Annotated in this window: 10 protein-coding genes; 6 read left to right on the top strand and 4 right to left on the bottom strand. The window is 36.7% G+C overall.

The features are described 5' to 3' along the window. Positions 1-3 precede the first annotated feature (3 nt). Both ABMA79_RS07275 and ABMA79_RS07280 read right to left on the bottom strand, forming a co-directional pair. The gene (locus ABMA79_RS07275; protein ID WP_393091379.1) at positions 4-2,145 is read right to left on the bottom strand and encodes a phosphatidylserine/phosphatidylglycerophosphate/cardiolipin synthase family protein; all 2,142 of its coding nucleotides are present in this window, start codon (positions 2,143-2,145) and stop codon (positions 4-6) included. A gap of 11 nt (positions 2,146-2,156) precedes the next feature. Beyond that, on the bottom strand, positions 2,157-3,437 hold the full coding sequence (locus tag ABMA79_RS07280; protein WP_393091382.1) for a hypothetical protein: 1,281 nt from the start codon (positions 3,435-3,437) through the stop codon (positions 2,157-2,159). Positions 3,438-3,680: 243 nt separating this feature from the next. Here ABMA79_RS07280 and ABMA79_RS07285 point away from each other — a divergent pair, with 243 nt between their 5' ends. Further along, positions 3,681-4,133, top strand: coding sequence for a hypothetical protein (locus ABMA79_RS07285; RefSeq protein WP_392858827.1), 453 nt, complete (start codon positions 3,681-3,683; stop codon positions 4,131-4,133). Positions 4,134-4,188: 55 nt separating this feature from the next. Here ABMA79_RS07285 and def read toward each other — a convergent pair whose 3' ends face one another. Beyond that, on the bottom strand, positions 4,189-4,701 hold the full coding sequence (gene def / locus ABMA79_RS07290) for a peptide deformylase (protein WP_392858829.1): 513 nt from the start codon (positions 4,699-4,701) through the stop codon (positions 4,189-4,191). 52 nt (positions 4,702-4,753) lie between these two features. On the opposite strand from def, the gene ABMA79_RS07295 reads away from it, so the two are divergent. From ABMA79_RS07295 to ABMA79_RS07315, 5 genes are all read left to right on the top strand, one after another. Next, positions 4,754-5,230, top strand: coding sequence for a low molecular weight protein-tyrosine-phosphatase (locus ABMA79_RS07295; RefSeq protein ID WP_393057378.1), 477 nt, complete (start codon positions 4,754-4,756; stop codon positions 5,228-5,230). Next, complete coding sequence (greB, locus tag ABMA79_RS07300; RefSeq protein WP_393091385.1) at positions 5,211-5,702, top strand: transcription elongation factor GreB; 492 nt, start codon at positions 5,211-5,213, stop codon at positions 5,700-5,702. Before ABMA79_RS07295 ends, greB begins: the two co-directional genes overlap by 20 nt. A gap of 1 nt (position 5,703) precedes the next feature. Beyond that, a complete protein-coding gene (locus ABMA79_RS07305; protein WP_393091388.1) occupies positions 5,704-6,078 on the top strand; it encodes a DUF6165 family protein in 375 nt (124 codons plus the stop codon). A gap of 18 nt (positions 6,079-6,096) precedes the next feature. Continuing rightward, positions 6,097-6,888, top strand: a complete 792-nt coding sequence (locus tag ABMA79_RS07310; protein ID WP_392858835.1) for a class I SAM-dependent methyltransferase — start codon at positions 6,097-6,099, stop codon at positions 6,886-6,888. A 117-nt stretch (positions 6,889-7,005) separates the two neighbouring features. After that, a complete protein-coding gene (locus tag ABMA79_RS07315) occupies positions 7,006-10,188 on the top strand; it encodes an efflux RND transporter permease subunit (protein WP_393091390.1) in 3,183 nt (1,060 codons plus the stop codon). On the opposite strand, the gene ABMA79_RS07320 is transcribed toward ABMA79_RS07315, so the two are convergent. After that, positions 10,185-10,703 (bottom strand): hypothetical protein, encoded by a 519-nt coding sequence (locus ABMA79_RS07320; protein WP_392912683.1) that lies wholly within the window; start codon positions 10,701-10,703, stop codon positions 10,185-10,187. The genes ABMA79_RS07315 and ABMA79_RS07320 overlap by 4 nt on opposite strands. Between the last annotated feature and the right edge of the window lie 94 nt (positions 10,704-10,797).

The following is a 10,797-nucleotide window of genomic DNA, read 5'->3' on the forward strand; positions in this document are numbered from 1 at the left end:
TCTTTATTTGTGACGTTTTTCGATATCGTCTTTTGATTTGTAGATCATACTACCAAGGGCATTGATAATGGCCGAAGAACGTTTACCTAAGGCTACTCCTTGAATATTTGCCTCAAAGTTTTCAATATCAAAGATTTCCATCTTATCTGAATCATGCCAGTCGCGACTGAAGCGTCTTTCAAAGCTTGCTACTTCTTTCTTATCAAAGATCTGAGCACCGAACTCTCTAAATGAACCCTGAAGAGTATCTGGGTTAATATTAGAAGAACCACCTAGAACTGTTATCCCATCAATTGACGTGATCTTTCTGTGGTTCTCTTGGTGATATTCTTTAGTTGAACCGTCTGGGAAATTCGCCGTGATACCATAAGTCTTACGAGCACGTACTTGAATTCCTGCATCAACAAGTTTTTTAACGAATAAAGTATTTGGAAGTCCATTCATTCCAAAGTTTCCGTTATGGTCGATAACAAGCTTGATATCAAGAAGAGGGTTTTGCCTCTTTGCTTTTACAAGAGCATCGATAACATATGAATCATATAAGAATAGCTGTTCCATGAAGATATTCTTTTCGGCCTTTGAGATCATATCAACTAAGATATTTCGAACATTTTTAATTGTTCCATCAACATCGGCTTCAGCAAGGCGAATAACTGAATCACCCTTTACTTCATATTTCTCTTTCTTAACTCTCATATCTTCTAGGATTTGATCTTTTTTAGAGAGATAGGCGCGGTTATCAAAGCCTTGCTCTTTATAATAGAACCCAATGAGCTCTTTTGGATCTTCTGTAAGAGCCGCCTCGAGGTCGCGGTAGTAAGAGGCCTGGACAAGTCCGGCAGCTGCTCCCGTCACATAGATTGCATCATCGTAGTAGTAACCACCACTGTGATCGGTCCAGTTCTTTGAACCAAAATATGCCTGAGCATTCTCCGTATTACCGTCAACGACAATAACTTTCGAGTGGTCAATTTTTGATTCAAAATAAGTACTACCTGACTCAAAATACTTAATCGCTTCAGCAGTTTTTGGAATTAGCTTTGTAATACCAAAAGGGATCCCTGGAGGGTGGCGCTGAATATTTGCCTGTAGTAGAGAGACACTCTTTTTTAATACTGGATCTTTTTCACGACGTTCTTTGATATACTCAAAGATCGGCATCATTTCATCTAACATATTGTAGTTAGTGGCATAGTCGTGGAGAAGGACAACCTTAAAATTTGGATTGGCCTTAAGTTTTTCTTTCGTCTGATCTAGCAGGTACTCTGAAAGAGTTGCTCCTAGTGTTCCTCCGAAGAGGAAAATATCGATAAAGATTGAGTCCTTAGAACTTGCAATCATATCGCGAATCTTGATGTAGATTGGATCCTGTTGAAAAATGATATTTCCAGTAGGATCATCAGCTGTTGGCATTTTGATATAATCTGAATCAAAGTCTAGCGTCCCACCAGCAAAGATAACCCTTTGGTTTAGCCAATCGATACGCTCAAGAGATCTTTCATTTTCTGAAACAATCTCTGTTTTATTTGATGGAACAAAACCAAGGGCAGAGAGTGAGTAGTTATTAATATCACTAAATGTCTCAGTGAAGTCGATCGTTGCAATTTCATTTTCTTTAATGCTTTCAATAACATCTTTACTGCTAGCGATCTTCATTGCTTGAAGTTTCAGAGTAGGAAAGTATGTTGAAATAGAATTTGAATTGATTCCCTTTCTAGTAATTTTAGAAAGAAGCTTTTGGGCCGCCTTCTTATCCTTATCTTTGGTAAGTGGGTTATCAATAAAGTCTCTAAGGATAAATAGCTTGTAGGCCAGGAAATAGTAGATAACTTTTCCAAGCTCTTTTTCATTTGGCGAGACCTTTGTCCAGTAAGTAACCGGCATGGCAATCTTACTTGGAAGTACACTGTCGATTTCTTTTAGAAATTTAACAGCGGCTTTCTCTTTTGACTTGTCTAGCTCTTTGATCGTATCAAAGAAAGATGGAGCATGAGCATAGTCACGCTGGCCATAGACTGACTGATAAGACTCTAGAAATAACTTTTGAGAGTCAAGTCGATCCTTAATGTTGAAGCTTGCGGCAAATGATTGTACTGCAAGTGTCGATAGTAGAGCTGTCGTTAATAATTTCTTCGTCGATTTCATAGTCGATCCTATTATTTAATAAATTTTTTTAAGTTAAGTTTTTCTACAAGGTACTCAGTATTTTCTTGTAGGAGAGTCTTCTTGATTGCATCTTTCACATGCATTCTTAAGTCATAATCCCTAGGGTTTGTTGTCACACGACTCTTCTTAGTAAACTTCTTGTCTTTGTGACTGTAGACAAGTGTTTTAATTTCACCATTGAAATTTGTACGAATAGTACCGTTTGAGTAGTCGCCCTTGATTTTAAATTTTGAAGTCTTAATATCGTTCTTCTTGCTAAAGAAGCTAAAGATTCTCTTGAAAAAGCTGTCATGCTTCTTATCAAGAGATACGATTTCACCAAAGTGAAAGATAGTTTTTGTCTTCTTTGGAATTAGGCTAGAAAGATTGTATTCATAAATAGTATCAACAGTAAGAACATGAGGCATCTCTTTCTTTGCTTCAAATTCTTGCTCCGTAATATTTAAGTACTTCGATTTAAAAGATTCGATCTTTAAGTCAGTAGGGTAGTTAACTCGGTAGTACTTACGAAGTCGTACATATCCTTTAACACCATTCTTCTTAGGCTTTGGAATAGGCTGAGAGATCTTCCAGTCCGTATCAATTAGTTCCGAAGTCAAAGTGATCGCTCCACCAAGATATTGATAGACATCATTAGAAATTGGAATTTGTGTGTCTAGCACACGATGAGAAAAATTCTTATTATATGTTTGGTAAGCTTCATAAAGTGTTCCTTGAGATTCAAGGTTTATGAGCTGGTTTGTTTTTAATTCGTCTTTGTATGAAACAGTATCTTTGTTATAAGGCGTAAACATAATATCGAATTCAAAGTTTGAATCGATGAGTTTGTGAACCTTAATTGTATAGACAAAGGTATTAAGGAATTCCTTTGTTAGCTCAGGAAGAACTTCTGACTTAAGAGTTGTTCCATCTTGATTGCCCTTTTCAATAAGCCTTTTGAAGCCGGCCGTAAGACCCTTTTCAATTGCTTCTTTTCCATTCTTTGTGAAATACTTTGCGCCTTTGTCAGACCAGAAGTCGACAGACATCTTGTAATCAACGTTTCCGTTAAAGTCCTCGTAGATAACAAAGTCTTCAAAGGGAAAGAGTTGTTGATACTCTTTGTATTCTCCTGGAACCTTTTGGGAGGCCGGTGCCCTTCGTTCTTGGATCTTTTCTTTCGAATAGACGTTATCAAATTTTGATGTTGAAAAGAATTGATATGCGACAAATGTATTAACACTAAGTACGCACGCTAAAGCGATAAAACTTTGTTTCTTACCTTCACTCATAATATGTCTCTCTAATTAGTAATTATCCTTCTTGTCTTGTCGGTTTTTAAATGCAAAAACTTTACTTCTTATTCGTAATGCCTTGAAAACACGATGTGGTGGTAAAGTCAGACTCTATCGCTTGTAAAAAACACTGGTCATTTTTTATAAAATGTCTCTCGACATATTACCTTTATTTAAGTTTAGAAAAATTCGGATGGACGTTATCGTTATTTACAACCAAAAAAAACATGGAGGAAAAAAATGAAAAAGGTAATTCTAAGTCTAATTCTTGCAACAGGTCTTTCGTTTAATGCATCTGCAGCAGTTGGTATGTTAACTGGTAACTGCTACATCGCTTACACTGGACTTCTTGCAATGAAAGTAGGTGTTGGTTACTCAGTAAAAGCAATCTTCTCTGGTGATCAGAAGGATTGGGTAAAGGCCGCTAAAATTGGTCTTGCTGGATTAATTCTTTTAGATGATGAAGGTCTAGCAGAGTTTGGTCCTGTTTATGGATCTATCAAGGGTGTGAATGCTGATCAAATTGCAATCTACAACTCGGAAGTTGAAGAAGCGAATTTAATTCTTGAAGAAGTTGTTGCACAAATGGATCGTGACACTTCTGTAGCAGAGACTAAAGAAATTTGGGCGCGCTACGAATCTTCTCTTTCTCCTGAAACTCTAGATGTAATGCGTGCGATTGTTTCAGAATAAATAAAATACCTTCTACAAAAAAAGAAGGCCCTCTTATGAGGGCCTTTTATTATGGCTATAAATTTTCTTCGTAAACGAGTTTCTTTATATCTTTAACATTGTCGACGTAAAGCTTTCCGTAGAGGTGATCGATCTCGTGTTGAAAAACAGTTGCTAAGAAGTCCCTAGCTTCAAAAACAACTTCTTGTGCTTTCTCATTTAAATAGCTCACGCGAATATGATTTGGTCTTTCTACATAACCTCTAAGGCCAGGAACAGAAAGACAGCCTTCCCAGTATCCATCTTCTTTATCTGTTAAGAATTCTATCTTAGGATTGAAGATAATCATTTTTCCACTCGGACTAGCATCTTCGTAGCGAGAGTCCTCTGGTACATCGATAATTGTAACTTTCTTAGAAACTCCAATTTGAGGAGCTGCGATTCCGATGCCACCAACTGCAATCATAGAATCATTCATATCTTCTAAAAGCTGCTTTGTTTCCTCACTTAGAATTTCTTCTTTTGTAAAGTCTTGCGCTATTTCTCTTAATACGGGATCACCCATTGTTCTGATTCTTTGAACTGTCATAATTTTATTCCTTTAAATTTACTTTCACCCTCGATTCTATCATAATTTTAATATGAAAATCTTATTTGTTTGTCTTGGGAATATATGTCGTTCACCTGCCGCTGATGGGGTACTGCTTCATCGAATTAAGGAGCTCGATTTACTTGAACATATTCAGGTGGATTCTGCTGGAACGAGTGCGTATCATGCGGGAGAAGGGGCAGATCGACGTATGCAAGAGCATGCTTATAAAAGGGGGTACACACTTCCTAGTATTTCGAGAGGTTTTACTAAAGATGATCTTGAAGAATTTGACCTAATCGTTGCAATGGATAAGTCAAATTATCAAAATATTCTTAAGCTAGATATTGAGGGAAAGTATAAGAATAAGGTTAAGTTATTTTGTAGCTTCTGTAGTGGCCCATATACTTCTTATGAAGAAGTTCCTGATCCTTATTTTGGCGGAGCTAGGGGCTTTGAAGAGGTAATGGACTTAGTGGAAAATGGAGTAGAAGGAATTCTAAATCAATATGGCAATAAAGAAAGATAATTATATAACACCACGTGGGTACGCTAAGCTTGAAGAAGAGTTGAATTTTTTAATGAAGACGGAAAGACCTGAGGTGACAGCAACTGTTAAGTGGGCCGCTTCTCTTGGTGATCGATCAGAAAATGCTGACTACCAATATGGAAAGAAAAGGCTTCGTGAAATCGATCGACGTATCCGCTTTTTACATACGCGAATAAACGCGGCCTTAATTGTGGACCCACTTTCTGTCTCATCTGAAAAAATCCAATTTGGTGCAACCGTCCTCTTGGAAGATGAGGATGGCAACGAGAAGAGGTACTCCATTGTAGGAGTTGATGAAGTTGATACGATAAAGGGACTAGTTAGTTGGAAGTCTCCGATTGCAAGGGCCCTGATTGGCAAGGAAGAAGGGGATGAAGTTATTGTTCAGGCCCCAGGTGATGATTTTGAATACACAATTGTAGAAATTAATTATATTGATATTGAGGTATAAGATGATAATTGAATGTCCCGTTTCTCTCGGTGAGTTAGTTGATAAAATGACAATTTTAAAAATTAAAACGGAAAGAATTGAGGATGCTGAGCGTGTCCGTCTTGCCCAAGCAGAATATGATGAGCTTGCAAATGCTTTGGCCAAACTAAATCTAGAAGGTATGGACAAGTTTATCAGTGAGCTTAAAGAGATTAATGAGAAGCTTTGGGTAATTGAAGACGATATTCGTTTGAAAGAGAAGGCCTGTGACTTTGGTGATGAATTTATCTCTCTGGCACGTAGTGTCTATAAAACAAATGATTTGAGATTTAAGGTTAAAAATTCAATCAATATGAGTTACAATTCTGGCATAAAAGAAGTCAAATCATATAAATAGATAACAAAAGAGTATTTAATGTCGAAAATTCCAACGAATTTGAAGTACCAACTTTATGAAAAGTCAGTTCAAAATCACGAAGCTGATATTGAATTTATCAACAAAGAGTATAAGAAGATTTTTGGACGCTCTCCAAGAACTCTTAGAGAAGACTTTGGTGGGACGGCCGCAATGGCATGTGACTGGGTTAAAGAAGGTGGTGAGCGTGAGGCTTGGGGGATTGATCTTGATGAAGAGCCACAAGCGTATGGAATTGAAAATCACTACTCTCGTCTAACGGATGAAGAGAAAACACGTATGCATTATATCAATGGAAACGTGCTTGATGATTACGACTTTAAAGCAGATGTTACTGTTGCCTTTAATTTCTCTTACTTCATTTTCAAAGAAAGAAATGTTCTTCTTAATTACTTTAAGCAGGTGAAGAAGAATATGGGACCAGAGAGTGTTTTCATGGTTGATATCTTTGGTGGTGAAGAATGTCGTCAAGAGCTAGAGGAAGAAACTGAGCACGACGATCATACATACTTCTGGGATTGCGACAGCTACAATCCACTAACAGAAGAAGTTCAATATTATATTCACTTTAAAACACATAATGATGGAAAACTTTATCGTAAGGCCTTCTCATATGACTGGAGACATTGGTCAATTGGTGAGATCAAGGACATCATGAAAGATGCTGGTTTTGAGAATATTATCACTTACTGGGAAGGTGAGGATGATGATGGTTCTGGTGACGGTATCTTCTATCGCTCAACTGTTGAAGAGAATTGTGAGTCTTGGGTGACTTATATCATGGCCTACTAATCTATTTTCAATAGGTTAGTGAGTGTAAATTCGATATAACTTCTCAAAAACTAAATAAATTCACATTTTTAGTGCTACAAGCTACTGTTTTTAAAAATCTAAATAGGACAGTAGCTTGTGAAAAAACTAGTTTCATACTTTGTAGGAAATAGCTTTCTAGTAAACTTATTAAGTATCATGATGGTGCTCTTTGGGATTATCTCCCTGGCCCATATGAAAAGAGACTTGATATCTAACTGGTCATCAAAAAGAATTCAAATCACTGCCACACTAACTGGTGCTGGTGCTTCTCAAGTTGAAAGATTTCTAACTTATCCGATTGAACGTGCCATTAAAGGTAGTGCTGGTATTGACAAGATTTGGTCAAACTCACAACAGGGATATATGCGCATCAATGTTGATGTAAAAGATGAGTTTGAAGAAATTGATGATCTTGAAACACGTATTAAAGATGCTATTGAAACGATTCGTGGAGATCTTCCTTCTGAAACTAAAGACATTGTTGTTCGCCATATTAAGCAAACAGATTCTTGGTTTAACTACTACGCAATTTTAAACTTTGATCAAAATAGCGATCTCCACCAGAATTGGCTTTTAAAAGTAGAAGAAGAGCTTGAAAGAGTTAATGGTGTTTCAAGGGTTGATACTTACGGCTACACTAAAGATCTCTATATTAAGCTAAATGTCGATAATATGGCCCGCTACAGAATTGCTCCTTCTGATATTTACAATAAGATTAAAGAAACATTTAGAATTTACCCTCTAGGAAGTATTCGCAAAGGAAGTGATTCTTACTCAATTGAAATTGAAAATCTAAACTATGATATCGAGTCCCTTAATAATCTTTTGATTCGTTCTAATAACTCAAGCCACACGCTTCACCTTAAAGACTTAGCAACACTTGAGTACCGTTTGCCTAAGATTAACAGAACTAATTATACAAATGGTAAACCAGGTATAAGCTTTAATATCTTTAAAGATGTTGAAGCAGACTCGATCACATTAAAAGAGATGCTAGAAGAAAAGCTAGCTAAAATTAATAAGGAAGCTCCAGAAGAAATAAATATCATTAGTGTTGAGGATGGCCCTGCATTTATTGAAAGGCAAATTAATGCACTTCAGTCGAATGCTTTAATGGGAATCATTCTTGTTCTTATCACTCTTTGTTTATTTCTAGGTTTTAGAACTGCAATTATGACATCGATTGGGATGCCACTTGCTTACTTCTTTACCTTTACTGTTCTTGAGACAATGGGGATCTCCATTGACCTTATCTCAGTTGTTGGGATGCTTCTTGTTATTGGGATTCTCGTTGATGATGCCATTATTATTTCAGAACAGTATATGCAAAACCTTGAAAAGGGAGCAAGTTCCAAAGATGCCGCTGTTGGTGCGGTTCTTTCTACTTGGAAGCCTATTTGTGGAACAGTTGCAACAACTCTAATTGCCTTTGCGCCAATCCTTGTTGGAAAGGATTCGATGTCAAATATCTTAATGGCAATTCCTGTCGTTGTATTCTCTGCGCTTCTTTTAAGTTTATTTGAAAGTTTCTTTATTCTTCCAAATCACTTAAAGCACTTTGTGACAAAGGCGAATGCACATCATGAATCAAATTACTTTCAACGATTCAAGCGTGGGTACTTAAGACTTCTCGATGGGGCCCTCAGATGGCGCTATATCGTTTTAACAGGATTTGTTGCAGCGATGATCGGTTCAATCATCTTTGCTAGTAAGAATATTAATTTCAATTTTAACTTAAGTATTTCATCTGAAACAGTGGAGTTCATTGGTGCCCTAAAAGAGTCTGAAAGCCTTGATGATTCATATAAGCAACTTGCTCCTGTTGAAGAGGTGATGAATAAGATTGATAAGAATAAGTATAATAACTATCAATTTACGATTGGCCAAAATTATACAAATGGTAAGAAGCAAGAAGGGCCACAATACTTTAGTTATCGAGTGTCCTTTTCTCAACTTGATAATAATGTCGAGGCCAATAAGAAGGATGTTCAAGACTACCTTAAGGATCAGCTAAAAGAGCTAGAGAAAACAGGTAAGTTTGAAAGACTGGAAGTAAAGATTGCAAAAGGTGGAAATGATGAAAGTCGTGAAAACCTTGTTGAAGTAACAATTCAGTCACTGTCACCATTCAATGTAGAAGAGGTAACAGAGTATACTAAGAAGGCCATTGAAGATTTAAAGATTGAAGGTATCAAGTCGGTGGATCTTGATGATTCTCTTTTTAAAGATGCTTGGGTATTTACTCCTAAGAAAAATGAGATTCAGTCTCGTGGACTTTCTCTTGGCCAGGTTTCGAGTCAACTTGTTCAATTTATTAATAAGAATGAAGTTTATGAGTACACAAGTGGTAATCGCAAAATCCGTTTCTTAACCTATGCTGCTGATGGGGATGATCTAACTTTTGAAGAGCTTGGAAACCTTCCTGTTGTTCTTGCAAATGGTGAAGTCATTAAGTCTTCAGAGATTGGTACTTGGAAGAAGCAGAAGAAGCAATCAGTAATTAGACACTCAAACTTAATGAGAAAGGTTGTTGTTGATCTACCATTTGATAAAGAAATTATTAAAAAAGAAGTACTAATTAAGAAAGTTGATCTTTTAACAAAAGAGCTTTCTAAAAAATATCCAGATCTAATGTTTAATGCACAAGATGCTGATGAACAGTCGAGAAAGAATAAGAATTCGATGGTTAAGAAATTTGCATTTGCGCTTCTTGGTATCTTCTTCATTCTTGCAATTGTTCTTAGAAGTATTATGCAACCACTGCTTATTTGTTCTGCAATTCCATTTGGAGTTATTGGTGTTATCTGGGCCTTCTATTTTCAGGGATTAGATATTAGCTTAATGGCCATTATCGGAATTATTGGGATGGCCGGTGTTGTTGTTAATGATAGCTTACTTCTTGTTGTAACGATTAACGAGAAAAGAAGTGACTGGTTCAGCTTTCACCGCCCTGAGATCCTAGAAGGAGCAGGAAGCCGTCTTAGAGCAATTATTCTAACAAGTATCACAACTCTTGGTGGTGTTTTCCCAATGGCCTACGCAATTGGTGGAGATGCTGGATTCACTAAGGGACTGGCCATGAGTATGGGTTGGGGACTGCTTTTTGCTACAGTTCTAACTCTTATTGTCCTTCCTTGTATGCTACTTATCCAAAGAGATTTTATGGTTTTCTTTAAGCGTAAAATTTTAAGAAAGGGGAGAGTCGAGGAAGTTGTTGAAGAATTAGATGAAGTTGTTATCGTAACTAATAAATTAGAAGAAGAAAGCGTTATTCACTAGAATAACTCTTTCTCTGCTTCTTTTGCTTTTTGCTCTTCAATTTTCTTGATCATTGCTTCTCTTTTGAGAATACGATCGATGCGGTAGAGGATAGTCTTTTCAAGGATTCCATCTGAGCGAACCAGGCGCCAACCTTGGAGAAAGTCTTTTTCAATCATCTGGCGACGATAGATTGAAACCTTAGAGACTTCTTGTTTTCCGCGATATCCTTTAATGACATTTATAACTAATTTAAATTGAGCTGCCTTAACCATTTCTTTAGAACCGAAGGCATCAGAGAAGTTAATTTGACTCGTATTATTGATCCAGCGTGTTTTTACGACTCCAGCTTCTTGGTTTTTCACTGAAATATCGTATTGTTGCATAATTTCTAGAACTGCTTGCCACGTTTGGTTAAAGTTAGACTTGTAAGTCTTTGAAGGAATTTCTGATTCTTCAACTAATTGTTCAAATTGTTCATATGAACTACAACCAAATAGCAGGGAAAAAAGCACTATTATTTTTAACATTTTCATATAATTATAATAACATAGTCATAGACTCGATCGAGATAGAAAAATTGACACCAAAGGAGATGGTAGTGGAGCATTTTGGTCAGATGAAGGAAGT

The sequence above is a fragment of the Halobacteriovorax sp. HFRX-2_2 genome, assembly GCF_043196705.1.
Lineage (GTDB): Bacteria > Bdellovibrionota > Bacteriovoracia > Bacteriovoracales > Bacteriovoracaceae > Halobacteriovorax_A.

Excerpts from the sequence above, each read along its gene's own strand:
- ABMA79_RS07275 (WP_393091379.1), bottom strand. The coding sequence starts at position 2,145 with ATGAAATCGACGAAGAAATTATTAACGACAGCTCTACTATCGACACTT.
- ABMA79_RS07280 (WP_393091382.1), bottom strand. The coding sequence starts at position 3,437 with ATGAGTGAAGGTAAGAAACAAAGTTTTATCGCTTTAGCGTGCGTACTT.
- ABMA79_RS07285 (WP_392858827.1), top strand. The coding sequence starts at position 3,681 with ATGAAAAAGGTAATTCTAAGTCTAATTCTTGCAACAGGTCTTTCGTTT.
- def (WP_392858829.1), bottom strand. The coding sequence starts at position 4,701 with ATGACAGTTCAAAGAATCAGAACAATGGGTGATCCCGTATTAAGAGAA.
- ABMA79_RS07295 (WP_393057378.1), top strand. The coding sequence starts at position 4,754 with ATGAAAATCTTATTTGTTTGTCTTGGGAATATATGTCGTTCACCTGCC.
- greB (WP_393091385.1), top strand. The coding sequence starts at position 5,211 with ATGGCAATAAAGAAAGATAATTATATAACACCACGTGGGTACGCTAAG.
- ABMA79_RS07305 (WP_393091388.1), top strand. The coding sequence starts at position 5,704 with ATGATAATTGAATGTCCCGTTTCTCTCGGTGAGTTAGTTGATAAAATG.
- ABMA79_RS07310 (WP_392858835.1), top strand. The coding sequence starts at position 6,097 with ATGTCGAAAATTCCAACGAATTTGAAGTACCAACTTTATGAAAAGTCA.
- ABMA79_RS07320 (WP_392912683.1), bottom strand. The coding sequence starts at position 10,703 with ATGAAAATGTTAAAAATAATAGTGCTTTTTTCCCTGCTATTTGGTTGT.